Origin of the sequence: Symmachiella dynata, assembly GCF_007747995.1 — a bacterium.
GTDB classification, from domain to species: Bacteria; Planctomycetota; Planctomycetia; order Planctomycetales; family Planctomycetaceae; genus Symmachiella; species Symmachiella dynata.
Map to the genome: position 1 here is coordinate 1,769,885 of NZ_CP036276.1, position 22,027 is coordinate 1,791,911.

17 protein-coding genes, 1 tRNA gene and 2 pseudogenes are annotated in these 22,027 nt (G+C 55.2%); 12 read left to right on the top strand and 8 right to left on the bottom strand.

Annotated elements, in window-relative coordinates:
• Positions 1-60: 60 nt before the first annotated feature.
• The 3 genes and pseudogenes from Mal52_RS06820 to Mal52_RS30160 all read right to left on the bottom strand — a co-directional run.
• Positions 61-1,584, bottom strand: a complete 1,524-nt coding sequence (locus Mal52_RS06820; RefSeq protein ID WP_145374959.1) for a sigma-70 family RNA polymerase sigma factor — start codon at positions 1,582-1,584, stop codon at positions 61-63.
• A gap of 181 nt (positions 1,585-1,765) precedes the next feature.
• Positions 1,766-2,641: pseudogene (locus Mal52_RS06825) on the bottom strand (IS630 family transposase); the annotation flags it as partial.
• Positions 2,524-2,910, bottom strand: a pseudogene (locus Mal52_RS30160) (helix-turn-helix domain-containing protein); the annotation flags it as partial. The pseudogenes Mal52_RS06825 and Mal52_RS30160, both read right to left, overlap by 118 nt.
• 191 nt (positions 2,911-3,101) lie before the next feature.
• Between Mal52_RS30160 and Mal52_RS06830 the strand changes: the two are divergent.
• The 8 genes from Mal52_RS06830 to Mal52_RS06865 all read left to right on the top strand — a co-directional run bounded on the left by Mal52_RS06830 (position 3,102) and on the right by Mal52_RS06865 (position 13,317).
• A complete protein-coding gene (locus Mal52_RS06830) occupies positions 3,102-3,389 on the top strand; it encodes a ferredoxin family protein (RefSeq protein WP_145374960.1) in 288 nt (95 codons plus the stop codon).
• Positions 3,390-3,486: 97 nt separating this feature from the next.
• Positions 3,487-4,764, top strand: coding sequence for an adenosylmethionine--8-amino-7-oxononanoate transaminase (locus tag Mal52_RS06835; protein WP_145374961.1), 1,278 nt, complete (start codon positions 3,487-3,489; stop codon positions 4,762-4,764).
• Positions 4,765-5,039: 275 nt separating this feature from the next.
• A complete protein-coding gene (locus Mal52_RS06840; protein WP_145374962.1) occupies positions 5,040-5,693 on the top strand; it encodes a DNA-3-methyladenine glycosylase family protein in 654 nt (217 codons plus the stop codon).
• Positions 5,694-5,890: 197 nt separating this feature from the next.
• The gene (locus Mal52_RS06845) at positions 5,891-8,245 is read left to right on the top strand and encodes a TolB family protein (protein WP_145374963.1); all 2,355 of its coding nucleotides are present in this window, start codon (positions 5,891-5,893) and stop codon (positions 8,243-8,245) included.
• A gap of 206 nt (positions 8,246-8,451) precedes the next feature.
• Positions 8,452-9,237, top strand: a complete 786-nt coding sequence (hisF, locus tag Mal52_RS06850) for an imidazole glycerol phosphate synthase subunit HisF (protein WP_145374964.1) — start codon at positions 8,452-8,454, stop codon at positions 9,235-9,237.
• Positions 9,238-9,475: 238 nt separating this feature from the next.
• A complete protein-coding gene (locus Mal52_RS06855) occupies positions 9,476-10,600 on the top strand; it encodes a type IV pilus twitching motility protein PilT (RefSeq protein ID WP_145380557.1) in 1,125 nt (374 codons plus the stop codon).
• 85 nt (positions 10,601-10,685) lie between these two features.
• On the top strand, positions 10,686-12,527 hold the full coding sequence (locus Mal52_RS06860) for a GspE/PulE family protein (RefSeq protein WP_231962541.1): 1,842 nt from the start codon (positions 10,686-10,688) through the stop codon (positions 12,525-12,527).
• A gap of 76 nt (positions 12,528-12,603) precedes the next feature.
• Positions 12,604-13,317 carry a CvpA family protein gene (locus Mal52_RS06865; protein WP_197533751.1) on the top strand — a complete coding sequence of 238 codons (714 nt, stop codon included), beginning with the start codon at positions 12,604-12,606 and terminating at the stop codon, positions 13,315-13,317.
• Positions 13,318-13,411: 94 nt separating this feature from the next.
• On the opposite strand, the gene Mal52_RS29635 is transcribed toward Mal52_RS06865, so the two are convergent.
• Positions 13,412-14,215, bottom strand: coding sequence for a TlpA family protein disulfide reductase (locus Mal52_RS29635; RefSeq protein WP_197534713.1), 804 nt, complete (start codon positions 14,213-14,215; stop codon positions 13,412-13,414).
• Between the two features lie 231 nt (positions 14,216-14,446).
• On the opposite strand from Mal52_RS29635, the gene Mal52_RS29640 reads away from it, so the two are divergent.
• Complete coding sequence (locus tag Mal52_RS29640; protein ID WP_197534714.1) at positions 14,447-14,644, top strand: hypothetical protein; 198 nt, start codon at positions 14,447-14,449, stop codon at positions 14,642-14,644.
• A 233-nt stretch (positions 14,645-14,877) separates the two neighbouring features.
• Here Mal52_RS29640 and Mal52_RS06875 read toward each other — a convergent pair whose 3' ends face one another.
• Positions 14,878-15,615: a type 1 glutamine amidotransferase gene (locus Mal52_RS06875; protein WP_145374966.1), complete on the bottom strand. Its 738-nt coding sequence runs from the start codon at positions 15,613-15,615 to the stop codon at positions 14,878-14,880.
• Between the two features lie 227 nt (positions 15,616-15,842).
• Between Mal52_RS06875 and Mal52_RS06880 the strand changes: the two genes are divergently transcribed.
• Positions 15,843-15,927 (top strand) — tRNA-Leu (locus Mal52_RS06880).
• 447 nt (positions 15,928-16,374) lie between these two features.
• Positions 16,375-16,983 carry a hypothetical protein gene (locus Mal52_RS06885; RefSeq protein WP_145374967.1) on the top strand — a complete coding sequence of 203 codons (609 nt, stop codon included), beginning with the start codon at positions 16,375-16,377 and terminating at the stop codon, positions 16,981-16,983.
• A gap of 296 nt (positions 16,984-17,279) precedes the next feature.
• Here the strand turns inward: Mal52_RS06885 and Mal52_RS06890 are convergent, their stop codons facing one another.
• The 3 genes from Mal52_RS06890 to Mal52_RS06900 form a co-directional block, all read right to left on the bottom strand.
• Positions 17,280-18,287 (bottom strand): threonine ammonia-lyase, encoded by a 1,008-nt coding sequence (locus tag Mal52_RS06890; RefSeq protein ID WP_145374968.1) that lies wholly within the window; start codon positions 18,285-18,287, stop codon positions 17,280-17,282.
• A 205-nt stretch (positions 18,288-18,492) separates the two neighbouring features.
• Complete coding sequence (locus Mal52_RS06895) at positions 18,493-19,461, bottom strand: DUF6807 domain-containing protein (RefSeq protein ID WP_145374969.1); 969 nt, start codon at positions 19,459-19,461, stop codon at positions 18,493-18,495.
• 340 nt (positions 19,462-19,801) lie between these two features.
• Positions 19,802-20,734, bottom strand: coding sequence for a LysR family transcriptional regulator (locus Mal52_RS06900; protein ID WP_145374970.1), 933 nt, complete (start codon positions 20,732-20,734; stop codon positions 19,802-19,804).
• A gap of 184 nt (positions 20,735-20,918) precedes the next feature.
• Here Mal52_RS06900 and Mal52_RS06905 point away from each other — a divergent pair, with 184 nt between their 5' ends.
• Complete coding sequence (locus Mal52_RS06905; protein WP_145374971.1) at positions 20,919-21,992, top strand: DUF1559 domain-containing protein; 1,074 nt, start codon at positions 20,919-20,921, stop codon at positions 21,990-21,992.
• The last annotated feature ends 35 nt before the right edge of the window (positions 21,993-22,027 follow it).

Sequence of the window (22,027 nt, forward strand, 5' to 3'; positions counted from 1 at the left end):
TCCTGGACGATTGGGGGCAATGGCAATGCGTCAACCTGTCAGTTGGGCAATAAAGCATGATTATCGTAGATCCTGTAGTGCACGCGCTAACGCAGCGGCGGATGCGTAACGATCGGCTGGTGATTTTTGGAGGCAACGCAAACAGATCGCGCGCAGGGTAGCGTCGGTCGTGATGGGAAATTGGTCATGCAATTCATGCGGTCGCGTGCGTACGATCTGAGCGAGAATATCGGCTACGCGCTTTCCGTTCGCCGGTGGCGCGCCGGTGAGCAGGTGAAACAACACGGCGCCTAGACCATAGACGTCGGTGCGCGGACTGATATTACCCCAGTAAGAATCGATTTGCTCCGGCGCCATATATGCCGCCGTTCCCGCCATGCCACGCAAATTGACCGCCTCGGTGTGCAGTGTGCGAGCAAAACCGAAGTCGACGACGCGTATACAGCCGTCGGGCGCTAACAATAGGTTGCTGGGCTTTAAGTCGCAATGAATCACGCCGTGTTGGTGTGCGTGATCAATGGCCAGCGCCGCTTGGGCAATCCAACGTGTTGCATCAAGAGATTGCGGTCGTGCGGCGGAGGTGACCGTCTCCAAATTCGGGCCGTCGACCAGATCCATGACAAAAAAGAATCTACCGTGCGGCGTGCGCCCCAATCCTTGAGTGGCGACAATACCAGTGTGCTCTAACCCAGCGACTATGCGGGCCTCTGCGATGAACCGCTCGACGATGGACGGAGTCTGGACGAATTGCTTTTTCAGATATTTGACGGCCACGGTCGCTGCCGTCGGTTGGTGTACCGCCCGATAAACCTTGCCGACGCCGCCGCTGCCCAATAACCGTTGCAACAGATAATCGCCATAGAGCAACGGAGCGTCCACATCGCCGCAGGGTTTTGCGTTCTCATCTCGTAGCGTTTGCTGCGCGGGTTCATTTGAAAGGGGAGCCTTTTGTAATTCGTGGTCCACAGTGTGGAGTCTACGGGCGGGAGGTTCCGCAGTTTCGTCGTCGAACTCACGTTGTCGCCGTGTCATTCGTTCGCGGGCCTGGGTGAGCATGCGGCGGACGGTGCGTTCGGAGTGCTCGATCTCAGCGGCAATCTCGGCTAATGTTTCGCCTTGCAGACGCAATTCGAGAACACGTCGCCCCAGCGGCGGCAATTCGGCAAACAGCCATTCCATCTCATCGGCCAGCGCTACGGCTTCATCGGGCGTCGGTTCGCGAACGGTGAACTGCGTATCGATTGCATTCGCATCGCCCGGCGATTGTTCACGATCGACTGAGCGCATCTCAGCAGTGTGGTGGGCAGCGGAGCGGTAGAGCTTGTGCAGCGTGATTCGCACGAGCAACCGCCACAAGTCGCCGCTACGTTCCAGCGAAAACCGGCCTTGCCCGGCAGCAACAAAAAAACTGCGGTAGGCCGAGTGCACAACATCCTCGGGATCAATCCGGCTCGACAGCTTGGGCGACAACCGCGTCCGCGCCAAGCGGGTCAGACGCTCGACGTACCGCGCAAACAATTCGTCAGCGGCGCGCTGGTCGCCGTTTTCGAATTGCTCCAAGAGTTCGGCAGATGTCAGATCCATAGATTGATCGGGCCTCGGTAAGGAAAGACCGTCGCGATGACAGCCACGTTCGCTGAATTCTACCCGGTTTTTGAGAAAACGGAAAATTTCAGATTTTACGTGTCCGGTTTCGCGGCGGCATCTGCATTCGCAGTTGTACGAAACCCATATTGATCTGTAGTGGTCCGTCTATCCTAAAATGTCAGGTATGTGGGTAAAGGTGTTGCAGTTTAATTCTTGCTGCTCGTGTTTTGAAACGCCAGCGTGCTGGTGTGGCGATTCGGTTGCGTCTTCGCTGCCAAGCGTCGATCTCTGCCGTCATCTGTTTTGCGCTGTCGAAGCGACGGCCGATGCATTGACGCGTCAAGACGCTCAGCTCCATCTCGGCCATGTTCAGCCAACTGCCATTGACCGGCGTGTGCACGATTCGCAAACGACGCGCCAGGCGATGCGCTCGCTCTGCATCGAAGGCACAGTACAGACTTGCAATGTCGTGCGTGTTCAGATTGTCGCACACCAGCGTGACGCGCTGGGCATGGGGATAATCCTCTTCCAACAGCTGCGCGATTTCTTCGCCCCAGTCGATGCGTGTCCGGCTCGCACGGCTGCTGACGCGTCGCCAACCGGCCAGAGGATTGTAAAACATAAACAAGGCGCGCACCCCTTGACGCTGGTAATGATGATCTTCCCGTCGCACGCAGCCGGGGCTCATCGGCAAAGCCGGATTGACATCGCTGACGATTTGCTTGGATGCTTCATCCATGCAAATCAACGGATGCGTTTCGTTGTACGTTTCGCAGTAGACGTCAAGAACTTTTTCCAGATGGGCCACGAATCGCGGGCGGTCCCGTTCTGGGATACAAAAGCGTTTACTTTGCCAGGGCTTGAGGCGATTTTTTTCAGACAACGGCGCACGGTCTCTGGGCAGACGGAAGTGACAACCTGCAACCGCCCCAATTCGTCTGCCAGCAATTTCAAAGTCCAACGCTGGTGTCCTTCCGGCGGATCGCTGCAACACAGCGTGATCAATTTGGCTTCTGCGGCGCCGTCCAGCTTCGGGGACACCGGCGGTGTGGTCCGCTGCTTGCGTTTCAAGGTTGGCAGCAAACCATCTTCGACAAATTTCTGCCGTACACGTCCTACTTGTTTTTCGGACAAGCCGACCGTCTGGGCGATATACCAATCTGGATTCCGGTCTTCTCCGCGTCGATCTTCATCAGCCATCAACAAGATCCGCGCACGCCGCAATTGGGCAGCGGGTACAGATCCACTACGAACTAAACGCTCCATTTCGCGACGTTCGGTCTCACTTAAACAAACTTCCCGTTTCCGATTCGAAGCTGGCATCCTTGCCTCCTAGAGTTCAGTATGAAATTCAAAGTCAACGAATGACACTTATAGCAGATAATGGACATTTTAGAATAGACGGACCAGTAGGTCATGCTGTGCATGACGTTTCTCGAAATGGCGTCAACAATCTTGCTTCGTCATGCACAGCATGACCTACGATTCGAAATCCCAACCGGAGAACTCAGAGCATGACTTTCGTCGTCACCGAGCCTTGTTTTGGCTGCAAATACACCGATTGCATTGTCGTCTGCCCAGCGGAGTGCTTCCATGAAGGGGAGCAAATGCTGTACATCGATCCAGACGATTGCCTCGATTGCGATGCTTGTCGCCCGGAATGTCCGGTCGATGCGATTTTCTATGAAGATGATGTCCCGCCGCAGTGGGCGGAGTATATTGAGCTGAACGCCGAAATGGTTGCGAAGTGCCCGTCGATCACAGAGCGCAAAACGCCGCTGGCGGATGGAGGAGACAACTGAGGCCGTAATGCGTGAGTTGATTGCACGGCAATTGTCGCGTTGTAGAATGCGCATGCACCCGCTCCCAACAAAACACGTTCAGCAGAATACACCGATCATGCCCACCCCCGCCTGGCAACATACCGGCTACCAACACATCTGGATGCCCTACACGCAAATGCAGACCGCGCCGCTGCCGGTGCCGGTGGTGGGGACCGACGGGGTGCGGCTGATTCTTGCCGATGGGCGGCGGGTGATTGATGGGTTGGCTTCTTGGTGGTCGGCTTGCCATGGGTATCGGCATCCGCATATCGAGGCGGCGGTCGAGCGGCAGTTGAAGACGATGCCGCACGTGATGTTTGGCGGGATCAATCACGAACCGGCGCTGCGATTGGCCCAGCGGTTGGCGGCGCTGTTGCCGGGGGATTTGAATCGCGTGTTCTTTAGTGAATCAGGTTCGGTCTCGGTCGAGGTCGCTATGAAAATGGCGGCGCAGTATTGGCTGAACCGTGGTGTGCGCGGGCGGACGAAGTTTGTCAGTTTTTTGCATGCTTATCACGGCGACACAATCACAGCGATGTCGGTCTGCGATCCGGTGAACGGCATGCACGCGCACTTTCGCGGGTTTCTGCCGGAGCAATTCAACACCGACTTGCCGGTGGACGAGGAATCAACAGCGGCGCTCGATCGGTTGTTGGGCGAGCATCGCGACGAAATCGCTGCCGTGATACTCGAACCGATCGTCCAAGGGGCAGGGGGGATGCGATTCCATCCACCCGAAACGGTGACCACAATTCGCCGGTTGTGTGATGCGCATGATATGTTGTTGATCGCCGACGAAATTGCCACGGGCTTTGCGCGGACGGGGACGATGTTCGCCTGCGAGCAGGCCGACGTGGTGCCGGATATCATGTGCGTTTCTAAAGCACTCACCGGTGGCACAATGCCGATGGCGGCGACGGCGGCGACGGATCGTGTGTTCGAGGCATTTCTCTCCGACGATCCGGCGCATGCACTGATGCATGGTCCGACCTTTATGGCGAATCCGTTGGCGTGTGCGGCGGCGCATGCGTCGTTGGATTTGTTTGAGCGCGAGCCGCGACTTGAACAAGCACGGGCGATTGAAACAGCGATTGCTGAGCAATTGGCTCCCTGTCGAGAGTTGCCGGGCGTGGTTGATATCCGCGCGAAAGGCGCGATTGGGGTGATTCAGGTCGACCAGCTGCGGCACGTCGGTTGGCTGCGCGAGCGGTTTTTGGAAGAGGGCGTTTGGATCCGCCCATTCGGGGATGCGATTTATATCACACCGTCGCTGGTGATATCGCCAGAGGATTTAAGCACTTTGTGTGCGGCGATGGTGATGGTTGTTACGCAGTGGTCGGAGCTCGGGGAGTGAGGGTGGTGGGGGTTGGGGGAGACCTTCGCACAACAAGTGTTGGGGTTGAGGCTCGTTTGATTATGTGTGCACGTCTCACGCCTGTTCCCTCAAGCCTCATGCCTACGTTGGGAGACCTTCGGTCAGGGCTTGTGCGGGGTCGGGAGACCCGCGCACAACATCGCTGAAGACTTGCGCACAACAGTGTTGGAGACCCGTTGCGTTTGGTGGGTGGTTTGGGAAAATGCGGTTTGCAATGTTCTTCTGTTTCAAGTGATACCAGTCAGCCAGTTCCTATGTCATTCCCTGAACCACAATTGAAACAAGCGCGTTTGCATCTGCGGCGAGTTGATCCGGTGATGCGTTCGTTGATCGATGCGGTTGGGCCGCCGGTGTTGAAGTTGCGGCCGCAGCGGTTTCAGATGTTGGTGCGTTCGATCATTGCGCAGCAGATTTCGACCATGGCGGCGCGGAGTATTCGCCGGCGGTTTGATCAACTTGTTGGCCCCGGCACCACTACGGCGGAAAAGGTGGCGCGGCTTTCGCCTGCTGAAATGCGGACGGCGGGGATTTCGCTGCAGAAGGCGATGTACCTGCATGATTTGGCGGCCAAGGTGCTCGACGGTACGGTGCGATTGCGGACCGTGGGGCGGATGAGCGATGACGAGGTGATTGCCGAATTGGTGCAGGTCAAGGGGATCGGCATCTGGACGTCGCAGATGTTTTTGATGTTCTGCCTGGGGCGGCCGGATGTCTTTCCGCACGGCGATTTGGGAATTCGCAATGCGATGAAAAGTCTGTATCGTCTTGAGGATTTACCCGACCGGACGACCAGCGAAGAACTCTCCGCCCCCTGGCGACCGCATGCGACGATAGCCAGTTGGTACTTGTGGCGGAGTCACGACCTCAAAACAGGCGCAGCGGACGGGCCGGATATTTTTCCCTGTTAGCCGTAGGTCATGCTGTGCATGACGTTGCTTCGACGAATTTCTATCCCTTGCGCTTCGTCATGCACAGCATGACCTACGAATACTTTGCATTCTCGAAAAATCTGGGGAATAAAACGGCTTGTCGGTGGATCTTATTTAGCGTGGATGACATCCGGCCCCTTCTGGGCCGGCGGCCCCAATGCCTCAAAGGGATCACCATGCGCCGACACCTCTCCTTGCTCACGTTGACCGGTTGGTTGGTACTCCCTTTTTTAATGGGAGGCTGCAGCGAGCAAGTGCGGGAAGACCGTACGATCACGTTTTCCGACAACGGAAAGGCGGCCGGTTTCCAACATGGAGGCGAGGGGGTGTTTGTCACCAACTCGCAAACCGGTGCGTTGGAGAAAGTCTTCCAACCAGACGAATTCACGCTCGCGACCAGCACGCCGTTGTGGGCGCCCGACAATAAACGGATGTTGTTCACGACAGCCGTTGAGCGGCAAACCGACCCCGACGCGCCGCCTCCCGGTCCGGTCGCCGCCATTCCGTGGGACATCGCACCAGAAGGCCGCGCGTTTTTAAAACAGCCGATTCGTTACACCTGTTGGTTGCGCACGGAAACTGCCGATGCGGACACGTCGAAACCAGTCGCCTTGTTCGAGGCCGATTGCCTGCACACGGGATACGTCGCTGCAAATCTGGCAGTCCGTTGGCATCCCGGCGGGCAGAAGGTGTTGTACGTCAAACAGGTCGATGAACATCATCACGGAGTCTATGAATTTGACCTCGAAACCCGTGCGTCGCGGCGCGTCTTTCCGCATGCGGCTTCCGCGGTCATTTTTGATTATTCTCCTGATGGAAAATATCTCGTCTGTCTGGCGGCGGCGAATGAAGAACCACCGTCGCGGCATGGGATGTGGATCAGCGAAACCGACGGCGCGAATTGGTGGCGCGTGCCGCAGACTGCCATTGGAGAGGATCAAGATGGGTTGGTCTCGATTGAAAAACTCCGTGCCGCTCGCCCAGCTTGGTCCCGGCAAGCAGCGCAGTTTGCGTTTATCACCTCTTCGACGCCGGACGAAAACCAAACGGAGTATGTGCTGTACGTTGGCAACGCCGAGTCGCGTGAAGTGCGTCCCCTCCTGACCGACTCCAAACGACTGGCTCAATTGCATTGGGCGCCCGACGGTAAGCGATTGGGAATCGTGACTGGTGAGAAATCGCCCTCATTGCAGTTTGTTGCGTTGGACGGCACGCGATCAATGCCGATTAACGTCCGCCCGGTGCGAAAATTTGCTGGCTGGAATGCAGCGGGGGATCAATTGGCCTATGTTGCTCCAGAAGCATTCTCACGCACGCTGGGTGACAGCTATTGGGCGATGGCGTTTTTCCCTCAGCCGTTGGCGCGCGATGTGATCTATGTTGCTCCCGGGAATGGAAGCGCAACAGGCGATGCGGTCTTTTCCGGCATGCGGGTCACGTTTCCGCATTGGTCGCCGACCGAAGAAAAACTTTCGGTGTGGTTCACGTACACACCGACGTATCGCTCGTTGCTCACAGAGTTTCTCAGGTGGGGACTGCAACAGGGCGATCCGGCAGCGATTTTTGATGTTGAAACTGGCGACATCGAGTGGATGACGGTCAATGCTGCTGAGAAAGCACAGGTGGGACACTATCACCTGTTGCAAAAAAATTATGACGAAGCACTGAAGTGGTACGAACAAGCGGCGGCGGAACTTCCTCCTGAAATTCCGCCCGAATCGGACTCGATGTTTCGGCCGTTTGTTGGACTACAGAATTTTGCGTTCTTTCATTACTACTGTCTCGACAAATTGGGCCGCACCGAGGAGGCGGCGGCGAAGTTGGCGGATTTTGAACGCACGTTTTTCCCGCCCCCTGCTGAAATCTCTGCAACAGCAACGCCCGAAGAGCAGCAACTGGTGGCGGATCAAAATCAGTGGTTGGAGGAACAGACGTCGATGCCGCGCTTGCTGCGCAATTTGTACATCGCCGAAGTCTTCTTGAGTCTAGAGGCCGCTGCTGACGCCGAAACGTTTTTCCGCGCCGCTCTGGAAACTGCTCCGCACAAAAATGCCGGGCTGGCCGATGCGATCGTGCTGTCGCAAATCTTGCTGGTGCGTCAAAAGACGGCGGAGTATGCTGACTTTGCCACAAACACCTTAGCTCCGCTGGTCCAACAGACGTTCCATTTTGAACAGTATGGCCCCGCGGCCGAAGACCGTGCCCTGATGCTATTGCCGGAGCATCTCGCGGTGACATCGCTCGTGCCGATGTTCTCTACTGAGTTTGTCGCAGGGCTGACCGCTGAACAGGTGGGCGCGCTCGTGCCCCAATGGGAAACGCTTCGCGAACAGTCTGATCACGACACGGCAAAAATGGGGTGCGACTTATTTCTAAAAGCGGCCTATCAACGATTGGACCGCCCCGCGGATCAGCGGCGCGTCGAACAGGATCTTGCGAAGAATCCCCAGCGGGAGAAATTGCTCCCCGAAGGTGGGATTGATGAACTCGTAAGCGAGTTCCGCAAAGTGATCGCTAGGCAAACCCCTTAAAATGTGTTGCGATGTTGCGTTTAGCGATGACTTCTATTGATTCGTGCTTTGACGCCTCTTGGTTTCGCGCGGCTCGGCGGGAGCCTCGCCCTCCCTGGACGTTCGATTTGATCGTGGACACGGGTGATTGACGGGTTGGTCTGGGTGGTTTAGATTGAGCTATCAGAATCACTCTATCCCTTTCTCGATGTTTTCACGGTGACGCTATGCTGGCCAAACGGATTATTCCCTGTCTCGACGTGCATGGCGGACGCGTGGTCAAAGGGACCAACTTTGTCAATCTGCGCGATGCGGGCGATCCTGTTGCCGTAGCGGCGCGGTATGAAGAGGAGGGGGCCGACGAGTTGGTGTTTTTGGATATCACCGCCAGCCACGAGGAACGCGATATTCTGGTCGATATCGTACAGCGGACTGCGGAGGTGATTTTCATGCCGTTGACCGTCGGCGGCGGAATTCGCAATTTGGACGACATTCGCACGCTGCTCAATGCGGGATGTGATAAAGTTTCGATCAATTCCATGGCGGTCAAAGATCCGGAATTCATTCGCCAAGCAGCTCGGCGATTCGGCAGCCAGTGCATTGTGGTGAACATTGATCCCAAGCGAGTCGATCGGGAGGGTGAGGAGTTTTGGGAAGTGTTCATCAACGGCGGACGCGTACCAACCGGCTTGCAGGCGGTCGAATGGGCGCGTGAAGTCGAGGCGCTTGGGGCGGGGGAAATCGTGTTGACGTCGATGGATGCCGACGGAACCAAGGATGGCTACGACTTGCCGATCACCCGAGCCGTAGCTGAAGCAGTGAAGATTCCGATTGTTGCCAGTGGGGGCGCGGGTTGTCCTGAACATCTTTTTCGTGCGGTAACCGACGGCAAAGCAGATGCGGCATTGGCGGCCAGTATCTTTCACTATGGGGAATATTCGATTCCGGAAACCAAGGCCTATTTGGCCGAACGTGGTGTTATTGTGCGGCCCAATCCGGTTTTGCCGGGTTAGAATCGCATCGCGAGCTGCCATTTGAGGCTGCGTGTCGGCGAGAAATCGTGGTCCTGGGAAATTCGCGCTAGCGAATCGCCGCTTGTGCACGTTAGAATATGAAGACCCGGTGTGCCCTGCCGGTTTCGTGGGCGCAGGTGCGGCGGGATGTTGTGTTTTTGAGTGATTTCGCAGTTGATTCGGAGCAAAGTTGATGGCGACCGCTACTGAAGCTACCACAGATTCATCAGATCCGGCGATGCCTTCGGTCACCGGTCCTGCCGGCGATTTAGAAGTCAATAAGCTTTTTCGTCAGTTGATCAAATTTGAGGGGTCGGACTTGCACCTCAAGGTGGGCAAGCCGCCGATCTTGCGGATCAAGGGAACGCTCCGCGAATTGCAGATGGACATTCTGACGAAGGAGAAGATGGAGCAACTCTGCTTCGCCATGATGGACGATCGGGCCAAGCGGATTTTCGACGTCGACGGCGGTGCGGACTTTGCCCATATCGTGGAATACGAAGGGGAAGACTGGCGTTTCCGTGTGAACCTGTTTATTCAAATGGGTCATGTGGGCATGGTTTCGCGGAAAGTCGAGCGGTTTATTCCCAACTTCGCGGGCTTGAACCTGCCCCCGATTATGGAAAAGCTGTGTCAATACGACCAAGGCATGGTGCTGCTGGCCGGTGTGACGGGAAGTGGCAAAAGTACGACGATCGCCTCGATGTTGGACTGGATCAACGAGCGGAAACGCAAACACATTTTAACGATCGAAGACCCGATCGAATTTGTGTATACGGAAAATAAAAGTTTGATCAACCAGCGCGAAGTGGGGATCGACGTCAAGGACTTTGAGATCGCCATGAAACATGCTGTCCGGCAAGATCCGGACATCATGCTAGTGGGCGAAATGCGGGACAAGGAAACTTTCTCGACCGCTATGCACGCGGCCGAAACGGGTCACTTGGTCTTTGGAACCATCCACGCCTCGACCGCTCCCAGTACCATTGGCCGGATTTTGGATCTATTTCCACAGGACATGCATACGGCCTTGCGTAGTAGTATGGGGTTCAACCTCAACGCGATCGTCGCTCAGAAGTTATTGCCGACCATTCGCGAGAATCCCAAGCGAGTCCCGACTGTGGAAATCATGACCATGAATCCCACAATTCGCAAATTGGTGATCGAAGAGATGGATGAAAAGCTGCCCGATGCCATCATCATCGGCCGTCAAGAAGGCATGCAGACCTTCAACGACAGTTTGAAATATTTCATCGACCATGAATTCATCAGCCGTGCCACCGCCTTTGAAGTCTCGCCCAACGTGGAACAATTGAAGATGATCCTCAAAGGCATCGAAGTCAAATCGCGGGGGATTTTGTAAGTTTCGTCACTTCACGGTGGGCGGTCCACGGTCGCCTCTCAAATCTATGCGCAGGATTCGTCGCCAACCTATCGCGGGAGCCATCGTGTTCAAATCCCTTTTCGTTAGCTGTCTCATCTGCATGGGGATGTGGGCCAGCCTACCTGCGGTCGCCCAGGCTGAGCCTGCCGATTCGTTCATTGCAACAGCCCCCATCGCTCCCGTCATTGCCCAGTTGCCCACGACGCCGACCAAACTGACCGGACCAACTGCCTATCCGGTCGTTCCCGGTCGACGGTTTTATCGCGGCAATAATCCCATTCGCCCGGAGGTCGGGGGATACCTCAACCTGCTGCGGCTGATTCCGATTGTAGGACTATTGGTCCTTTGGGTCTGGTCGACCTATTGGATCGACCAGGACAGTCGTGGATTGAAACTGGATGCCGCGCAGTGGAACGCGATTGCGCTCTTGTCCGGTGTGGCCGCCTTTTTGTTGGTCTTAGTGCTGCCGCATTTTGGGATCGGTTTTTTGGCGATGTCGCTGTTGTATGCGGTTCCGCTGGGGTTATACATCCGCGAACGCAATGGCCGCGTTCCGGAAAACTCAAAAGTGATGACGCCCCGCCACATTGAAAAAGTGGTCCGTCGGCAACTGGGGCGGCTCGGTATCGACATGGGCAACCGCAACACCCGCGAAGAATCGATCGGCCCGCCGATTGAATTCATGGGCAAATCGGTGTCCGGGTTGGGGGGAGACGAAGGTCGTTCCCGGCAGGTCGAAAACTCCAAAGGCTATTTGGCCGCCAAAGAGCTGGTCTACGACGCCATCTTGCGGCGCTCGACCGACATTCACCTGGAACCGATGAAAGATCAAGTCGCCACCCGGTATCGCGTCGACGGGGTCATGTACCCCGCTGAACCGTTCGATCGCGCGGTGGGCGATGCCGTGATTAACATCTTTAAGGTGTTGGGCGCCATGGATATCACCGAGCGTCGCCGCCCGCAAGACGGTAGTTTTTCCGCCGATTTAGAAGGGCGGCAAATTGACTTTCGTGTGGCAACACAAGGCACGCAAGCCGGCGAAAAGCTCAGTTTGCGGATTCTCGATCAAGCCAACTCCGTCAGTCAACTGGCCCATCTGGGACTACGCAAACAGGTCCAAAAAAGCCTCGCAAATATCATTCATCAACCGCACGGTTTGCTGCTGAGTTGCGGTCCCACGGGAGCAGGGAAGTCGACCACGCTGTTCGCTGCCCTGAACGAGATTGATTCCTATCAGCGAAACATCATCACCGTCGAGGACCCGGTGGAATACCGTTTGGAAAACGTCTCACAGATTGAGATTAACAGTAAATCGGGACAGAACTTCGCCACGTCCTTACGGAGCATCCTCAGGCAGGACCCCGATGTGTTGATGGTGGGGGAAATCCGTGATGGCGAAACGGCGAAAATCGCCTGCCAAGCAGCCAATACCGGGCACATGGTTTTTTCCACGATCCACGCCAACGATACCTTCACTGCGTTATTTCGACTGCTGGACTTGGGAGTGGAGCCGTTCGTTGTTTCGACGTCGATCACGGCGATCCTGGGGCAACGTCTCGTGCGGAAATTGTGCCCCGACTGCAAAGAAGCTTATAAGCCCAGCACAGAATTGCTCAAAAAAGCAAACCTGGCTCCCGGTAAAATCGAAGCCTTTTATCGCCCCCCCACAAATCCGCAATACGAATGCCCTTCGTGCAACGGCCTAGGATTTCGTGGCCGGATTGGGGTGTTCGAATTGTTGGTGATCACTGATCGCATCCGAGACATGATTCGCGAAAATCCTTCGATGTCCGCCATCAAAGCCGAGGCGCGCAAAGAGGGGATACTCTACATGCAGGAAGAAGGACTGCGACTGGTGGTCCATGGTGCAACCTCGATGCAAGAATTACTGCGCGTCATCAAATAGTCATTTCATCCACGCGTAGCTGTCGTCGCTCACAGCGGGCTGCGATACGATCGCTTAAACAGGCTGACCAATCGTCATGGAATTGTTGTTCAACGGACTACTGTTGTTGGTCTTCGGCATCGTCACTTGGTGCGTCGCCAGTGAAGGCGCCTGGGGCGCCGGCATTATCCTGCTGTGCGTCGTCTTTTCCGGACTGCTGGCGATGAACTTCTTCGAACCGCTGGCCATCGGCCTGGATGGCATGTTGCCGGCCGGTTATGCCGATATCGTGGCTCTGTGTCTGCTGTTTACCGGCTTTGTTTCGCTGCTGCGCGTGGCTACCGAATGGATTGCCCCCATCGATATCGAACTTCCCGCGCCAGTCTATCAAGCGGGGCGGTGGGGCTTCGCGGTCATCACCGGTTATGTGACGATGGCCTTTCTACTGACCGCCTTGCACACAGCGCCGTTGCCGCGGGAGTTTGCCGGATTCAAACCGGAGCGAAAAAACCTGCTCAATATGGCTGCCCCCGACCGTCAATGGTTGGGATTTACGCAATATGTCTCTGAGCACGCATTGCGTAACAGCGTCGCGGGTCGCCGCCGCGTGTTCGACGGCTTGGAATTACGCCGTTTCGGACGTCCCAACGATACCCTGTGGGCCGCATTTCCGATCCGCTATGCCACCCGCCGCGAACTGATTTCCGGCGCCGCGTCTAGCAGTTCATCGGGCAACACCCTGAGCGCCGGCGGCGGTTCAAGCGGGGGAGGCAGCAGTAGCGGCCCCCCCAAACGCGGCACCGGGATGTAAGTCACTGCGCCATCGCATTCACCCACCGCCGAAACCATGCTCAATGAATCGCGGCAGGTTTTTGTGTTTCGTACAGACCGGGAATGCAACATGGTTACTTCGGTGACGAGGTCTTGGTTTGCTGCTCCTTGCTAAGCATGGTTTCAAGCGTTGACTGATCGCCTTGAACCAAACGGCCTTTCGGATCAATCAACAGCATCGTCCCAAAATATTCCACTCCAAAACGTTTCATTGTCTCGTAGGAATTGTCCAACAGCACGGGAAACGGCAGAGCTTTTCCGTTCCAGACTGCCTTCACGATCGGTTTCATCAGGAGATCGAAATCGGCCATCGATTTCAACTTGCCTTCCATGTCGACGCAGATGGAAACGATTTCGAAGCGGTCACGTTGTTTTTGGTGGGCCTCGTAAAACTTGTGGAGTTTGGGAAGCGTTCTCCCCATACAAGGCGCGCATGATGGCGACCAGAAATAGACCAGCACCCATTTGCCGCGAAAATGTTCCGCCTGCGCGTCTTTGGGTATTCCCCGTGCATCGACAACATGCCAAGTGGGGCATTGCTGACCGTACTTTTGTGTGAAATCGTGCCATTCTCCTGCCTGTTTGGCTTTCTCGATCTCATTATTCCTCCTTGGTTTTGGAATAAGATCGAACACTCCACAGTCAAACTCACGCTGGTCTTCCGTCAGTTTGATCGCGTGGGGCTTGGCTAATTCCAGACCCGGCGGATCGAGACCGAAAACCTCGAACCCATACGCGCCAGGTGGAAACCAAAACTCAAAACGAGATTCCCTCGAAGAACACATACCGAGCGCAAAGTTCCCCAAGGGAGAATCTTCGTTGGATGGAATGCTAGCCCTGACCGAGAGTTCACGAACCTTCTCACCTGTCGCCGCCACGCGGACTCGACCATGCACACGGACCAACGGAACGAGTTGGCCTTCAATGCGAGACGGGAGATTGCGCTGATCAAAAGTAATCAGAGCGCCTCGTTTCCGCTCTTTGTCGACAGCCATGAGCTTGCATTCCCGAAAGGATCGCAATTCGATCGCAAAATTGCCATCCGCATCCGTTAGCGCGGGAGCAGCACCCCAGGGTTCCATTCTCCCTTCATTCATCGCGAGTTCCGGATGATCTTCGTCGTCTTTCATGAAGTGTTGGAGCTGTTTCAGAGTCACACCATTGGAACCCCAAACGGTAGCAACGGAGACATTTGCAACGGGACGCCCCGCTTGATCGACAATTCGGCCGCGCAAAATCCGCGTTTCCTCGGCACCACGAGCTTGCTGAACATCGACACACGCAAGGACCAGCAGACAGCCATATAACAATATGCGATACACTCGTTTCGACATTCTGCTCCTCCGGCGACAAGCTGATGGCGTTAATGCAAGTTCGTAGCGGAAGTCCATCAATTTCGAGTCGACAACACAGATGAACTGCGTTTGATCGACTTGCCGTTCTCGAATCGGCGTTTGTCTACAACGACGTGTGATATTTCGATATCGAACCTAGACATCGTTGCACAAATATCAACGAAAGTACAATTTTTCCGTCGCATTCACCCACCGCCGAAGACATGCTCGACAAATCGTGGCAGCAGTTGTTCGGTTTCCAACGTGTCGCGGCACAATTCGCCGAAATGTTCCGGCGGAATGTTTTCGATCCGTTCGACGTATTCCGGATAGGTTTTGACGCGGGCCAACAGGTCGTTGCGATTCAGTTCCGGGTGAAACTGCGTGCAATAAATCGGCGCATCCGCAAAACAGTATGCCTGATTCTCCACCCGCCTGGATGAGGCCAACAGCACGGCGTTTGCGGGCAAACGCGTCACACAATCTTCGTGCCCCATCTGGCCATAGAATGTTTCCCCCAGCGGACCAAAAATCGGATCGGCCCGGCCTGCTGCGGTCAATGTTAGGGTGTGCGTACCGACCTCGGCCCGCTGCAGGTCCTTGATCACTTCTCCCCCCATAGCACGAGCCATGGCCTGAAATCCCCAACAGGAGGCGAAGGTCGGCTTGCCCGCGGCATGCAATTGGCGGAGATAATCCAAGGCCCGCATCAGCCATTCCCCTTCGCCGGCGGCCGAATAATGCCCGCTACCCCCCAACAGAACCATATCCGCTTGCTCGGTGGTTGAAGGCGACGGACGGCTGTTGAGCATGTCGTGCACGGAAATCCGTTCCGGTGAGACCCCCAGGACCCGCGAAAAACTTTCGACTTCGTGGGTCTGCATCGGATCATTCGCATTCCGGACCTGGAGCAACAGATAGCGAAGGTTTTCGGCAAGGTTCATAGAATGATCAGTCGGTGGAACGGGGCAAGATAGCCTTACAAATGAAGCGCCCAGCTTAGAAAGCCCCACCCAGTTGTTCAACCGGTCCCGGGTGGCACGAAGGGCAGGGCGGACGCGAAATCGGAACAATCGGTCCCCCCGGAAGTCGCGATTCCCAAAACCAGGTCTACCAACCGGTTCGCTGACTTGACGATCAAGTCAAAGGCCATATATTAGGAACACGCCCAGCCGAAGTGGCGGAATTGGCAGACGCGCTGGATTCAAAATCCAGTGAGGGTAAACCTCGTGTGGGTTCAAGTCCCACCTTCGGCACTCTACAAATCAACCCCAACGAACCCCATAGGCCCCCAAGAGACGGGACCGAAGGGGTTCGTTGGGGTTTTTGTGTTTCTCGGAGCCCGCAGGCCCAAAACCCAACGGACCCCAGTTCGCGTTGCAACCAGCGTTGCAACGAATTACACGAGTTTCCGCGCCGTCGCCGGGCAAACATACAAGTGGAGACGTGGCATCGGTCCCGCAGTGCTCTTTCACCGGGGGGGACGCGCGTGCGACTCTCTCTCGCATTGATAATATGATGTCGAAATCATAAGCAGGCAAAACGTCCCAATTTGAAATCACCTTCATCGCTCGCTACCATGATCTCCACCGACTGTGCCCCCAAACGATTTTCAGGTGAACCTCGTTCTGGCGTTCGACTTGAGTGCGTCATTGTTTTTGAACCACGCGAGCGTCTTGATTCCACCATCTACGAGGCCAGTGATGAACATGTTGCACTTGGTGTGGATGACACTCCCCTCCGGAGATGCACCCGGGCGTGGGGATCGTATCCGCCAAGCACTGCACAAGTTCGGTGTCGAGACGCAGACGGCGGTAGCCCTTGTCAATGACGGCGCCGACGGCGTGTCGCTATGCGAGACGGACGCCACCCTCGTCGACGCAGTTCGTTCGCTTGACAAAGGGGGCGGCGGTGAGGATGTCGGTTGGCGAGCGCGAGCAGGAGAAGCGAGCTTGGCTATCGGGCCCTTCACCTTCGGGCAACGTCGGGGGTTGTTGTTGCGGTTCCAGCAAAGTGATTTTGAGGAGCTCGACAGCGCCGTTCGCGGAGGACGGCTGCTCGACCTGATTGCAGCGGTCCAGGAGGTCTGCGGAGCACGGGAGGTGATCTGGGCACGCGACATGAACGTTGCAGATCTCATCGAGATGCTCGAGGCCGACGGAACCGAGATTTATCCTGGTGACCTCGAGCATGTCGCGGCAGTAGCGGAGGTTGGTGAGGACCTGACGGAATTCATGGAGATTGTCGGCTCCACAATATCGGCGGGCAGCCTATCATTTGTGGCACGTAGATGGGCAAAGCCTAATCGGTGATGGAAAAATGAACTCGCCGCGAAACGTCTTGTAAGCACGACCTGCTCCCTTTGTTTCGGAGTCATGTTCCGCAGAGGCTCAATGACGCGGGCGATGGCAAGGCGTTTCCGTTCCAGAGGTGTGCTTTGACCTCAATCGAGCGATAGTTCGACTGATTCCAATTCCAGTCTGCCCTCGGAAGAGATCACGTAAACTGTGGTGAGTCTCATCAGCGTTGGCTATTCCCCCCTGTTGTTGGTGAATTGGAAATTCCGGGGATTGGCCTTACCTCAATGTTTGTACCAGCATCGGGGGGTTTAGCTGATTGTAATCCATTCCTGAAACGACTCTTCGTCAAGGTTTCGCCCACTGAGGACAATGACGATATCACCTTCACCATCCAGTCTGACGTTTCCTGAAAGCAGCGCCGCTGTTGTGATTGCCCCGGACGGCTCAGTTCGTAAACCGTGAACTTTATACAGCCACTTCATCGCCTGCTGTGTCGCAGCATCGGGGATAGAGACTGCTTGGGGGACGTGCTGCTGTAAGATTGGCCAGTTGTGCTCTCCGACATCGTAGGAGAGCAAGCCATCGCAAATACTGGTCGGCCGTTCGACGCGTATGCGGTGGCCGGCTTTGAGTGATTGGCAGAAATCGTCGGCTCCTTCGGGCTCCACGCCTATGATTTTTGCTTGCGGAAAACCGTCGGCGATTGCTAATGCATGGCCAGCCATCAGTCCGCCTCCACTGACTTGGCAGAAAAATTGCGAGACATCGCGCCCCACTGCGCGCAGTTCGTTAACGATTTCAAGCCCCCCCACTCCGTTTCCGGCAATCACATAGGGATCGTCATACGGCGAGGCTTGGATCGCCCCTTCTTCCTCTGCGATCTCGCGGGTCAGCCGGTCGCGTTCACCCGTTAGGTGGTCCTGGGAAATATCATAGGTGCGGATTTCCGCGCCAAAAGAACGTGTCAGGTCAAACTTCACACGTGCGGCGCTGTCCGGCATGATCACCACGACTCGTTTTTCAAATCGCATTCCAGCAAACGAAATGCCCGATGCAAAATTTCCCGAAGAGTGAGCGACAACGGAGCGTTGGCCGATGCGTTCCAGGTTGTTCGACATCCAATTCAGGGCACCGAGCAGTTTGAATGATCCCACTGGAGTCCACCCATAATCCTTCAACCAAACGCGGCGACTACTTGGTAGCCCAAGCTTCTTCTCCAGTGCGTAAGAACGAATGAGCGGGACGGGAGAAACATGGTTGCGGATCACATCTTCCGCTTCGCGGACGTCGTTGATCGTTGCGATTCGGATAGACATCGCCTTCTCCTTGCTTCTCGCGCAATCAGTAGGACAAGTTTAGGATTTGCCTGAGGTGGGTAGAACCGGTTACCAAACTGCTAACTCACCGCATCTTTCCGCAGAACTTCGGCGCTGTGACCGGGGTGAAAAGAAGCCTCGGGTGATGAGTCGCCCAGCGAATCGTTGTGCGGCAATTTCTTAAGTTGAAAGCCGAGGGCAGGTGTTAGACCGCGATCCATTGTTGGAATAGTTCGTTCAGCTTGGCTTCTTGGGGTGTGCCGACATGCAGGACGACGCGATAGCGCAGGTCGAGCGTTTCTCCTTCCGACATCGTCCAAGGCGACTTGAGGAAAGCCAACGGTGACGGAGAAAGATGACCGTAGTCCCGCGTGAACCAGGGGCAGTTGCCTCCGAAATTGTCTGGGTGATTCATGATGCAAATCCCTTCGACCAAATCCGGCCGCAACTTTCGCTTGCCGAAATAACCACACCAATCCGCGGTTTTTCCATAGGTGCCTTTGGCGTTGATGTCTCCGTGGGAGTTCATCAGCGTTCCGCCATAGGCGGGCGAGATGTCCGAGGCGGCCCGCATGGCAAAGAACGAGTGTTTCGCCCGCTTGATGGAGATATCTTCTATGGCGGTGATGCCAAACTCGCAATCGATCCAGATTTGTGAATCATGGGGACGCGTAACTGTGTATTGACGCACATCTTTGAGCGGAGTGCTGCCGGGGCGAGTCCATTCGCATTTTTCGTTGAAGGTCACCGAGGTATCGGTCTGATTCTCGGTGTCCAATGCCAATTCGACAGAACGAATTTGACCTGTCTTCAAGGCATTGTCCCCCCAGTAGTTCCCTCCGTTGAGTGGGTCGCAGCCTAACCACAAACTGCGATGATGCGGGTAGGGGAGAGCGCTCTCTGTAGTTAACGGCAACCCTGACTTGGGGCCGTTTAATGGATAAAAGTAGGGATACTTCAAATTCGACTGCGCGCGATATGAGAGGATTGGCAAATTGTCATAGCGCACAATGAGATTCGAATGATTGCAATACGCCGTGAGTCCATTGGCTTCGGGAACCGGTTGCGGGTAATCGATGGCCAACAGTTCCGGTGAAAACATACCGGCCAGCGCAATTCCTGATACGGAAGCGGCCCCGAGTGATTTAGCAATCATTTTTCGTCGAGTTAACATCAGATGATCCTTTTATAAAAAATCGGTTCGTCGCGAAATGTCTCGTTTAGATTCAGCGGCACTTGGGCCTGCCGACCCATCTGGTCAACCAGTGTGATGCTGCGGTTGTCAGTGATTGGTTACGCTATGTCATGCAAACACAACCGTCTTGCAGAGACAGTAGCAAGTCCACAGACGCGCAGTGCGAGACAACGAATGTATCGCAAACAATGAGCGATTACCATTTGGTCATTGACAGATTTCGCGCATGCAATGGTCTCGACGTGCAGCCATTCGTGAGCCACACCGCACAGTATTACTTGGTCCCCTGCCATCACGGCTTCGGGGGAGGCTGCAAGTTTTAATTCGATAACCTCGCTTTGATCAAATCAATCAAAAGACGTTGGCTTGGGTTTTCTGACATACGCGGGCTGCTGTAGGCATAGGTGATATTTGGCTTCAAGCAATGCTTGAGTGTTCGCTGAACGATCTCTGGATCGGACGAAGGGACTCCCCCGATACTGCCGACGAGACCGATGCCTTCTCCTTGTTTCACGCAACTTCGAATCGAAGAGGCTAAGAGCAAATTGAAACGCCGGTCCGGGTGATCGAACACCCCGGCCCTTTTCAAAATCGCGTTGGATTCTTCGTCAGGATAGCCGTCTGGATGATTTAAAACCGGATATTTGGCGAGATCAGACGGATTGATGCGGCGTCGCTTGGCGAGCGGGTGACCGACGGGCATGATCACCATGGCTTCGATTTCGAACAGAACCTCAACAAGAAATTTTTGCGGATTTAGGCAGCAACGAGAATCGCCAATCACGAGATCGACTTCCCCAGATTGCAGCATTGCATCCCCATGGTGCTCGAACGATTCGCGGTAAGTGACGTGAATGTCTGGATGAGTTTGACGGAATTCACAAATGACCGGCATCAAGTCATCGGTGAAGCTTCGCGGGGGTGTCGCCACCGAAAGATGTTTTGGGGTCAAGTCGCAGAGCTCTTGAAATCGGTTGAGAAGGCCTTCGAATTCCTTCACCACCGGTGTTGCGAGAGAAGCTAATAGCTGTCCGGCCTCCGTGACTTCACTACGCCTTCCATCTGATTCCAAGAGCGTGACACCAACGATGTGCTCCAGCGCACGGATCTGCTTCCAGACGGTTGGGTTAGATAAATCCAAAGACTCTGCCGCTGCCGACATGTTTCCCAGCCGGACCGCCTCGCAATAGCTGCGCAGTTGTGAGTACGAAAGGTCTTTGTAGATTGGTGTTGTTCGTTTGGTCCGCGGCATCGAAGTCCCTCACGCCACTTGGTTTCATTTTGTCTAATCCCGATTTGCATATTATTGTACGTAATCTAGTCTGGCGATTGCAAATGTTAAGGCGTAGGATGAATTGAGTCGGGATTGGATGCAACATAGACGTTGCAGCATTCCGCTTCCTCGTTTCCCTTTCTATATTTGCGGAGTCAATTCTATGAAACTCTCAACGGGACAACGGCAAAGCTTTCCCTCTCACAAGAATGATGTGAGTAAGTTAGCCCGCAAATCCTCTGGATTTACACTAATCGAGCTGCTAGTTGTGATTGCTATTATCGCAATCCTCATTGCACTCTTGTTGCCCGCTGTTCAACAAGCCCGCGAAGCGGCCCGGCGGACTCAATGCAAAAACAACCTGAAGCAACTCGGGGTGGCAATGCATAACTACCATGACGTGTACCTCACTTTTCCTCCGGCCTATATAAGCACGATGGCGGGACAAATCGGTTCGCGGGAACTGGGGCTTTATAGCTGGGGAGCATTTCTTCTGCCGTACATTGAACAAGGGAATTTGTTTAAGCAGCTCAATGTCGGAACCGTGACTTTGGATCAGAATCTAGCGGATCCCGTTATTCGTGGAGCACTGCAAACACCGATTCCAGCATTTATCTGCCCGACCGATGTTGGTCCCGAATTGAATAACTGGGAAAATAGCGGGACAGCCGGACGGTACAATCGGCTCGTCACCTCCGACGGTACCGATCGAATTGCGATTGCGAAATCGAACTACATCATGGTCACGTCGACTGGAAACAGTACACGCCCCGCTGTGAACGATAGCCCGTATGGTTCGTTTGACGGTGTAGGTGGCCAAAACTCGAGCGTAAAAATCAGGGATATCATCGATGGAACGAGCAATACGCTGGCCATTGGAGAACGCGCTTGGCAGGTTGGCTCGATTGAAATGGGAGCCGGAACGGCTGTCGGATTCAGCGTGATCAGTTCTCGTATGTCTGACGGGATCCTCGAGTCTGGAACAGCTGTCATGGGGATCGCATATTGGGGGGTGAATGATACCGTCAGCCCGTTTGCCGCCGGACATGCCGCTCGCGCATTCAGCAGCCCGCATGTCGGAGGTATTCAGTTTTTGTTGTGCGACGGATCGGCCCGGTTTATCAGCGAGAACGTTGATTTTAAGCCGCATAATGTCGGATCGGACGGATGGCTCGTCGACAGCACGCTTGAACGGCTGTTCTCCAGAAAAGATGGCGACGTGCTTGGCGAATTTTAATCGTCAGCATTGCTTGGCCAACGTGCCGCCTTGTT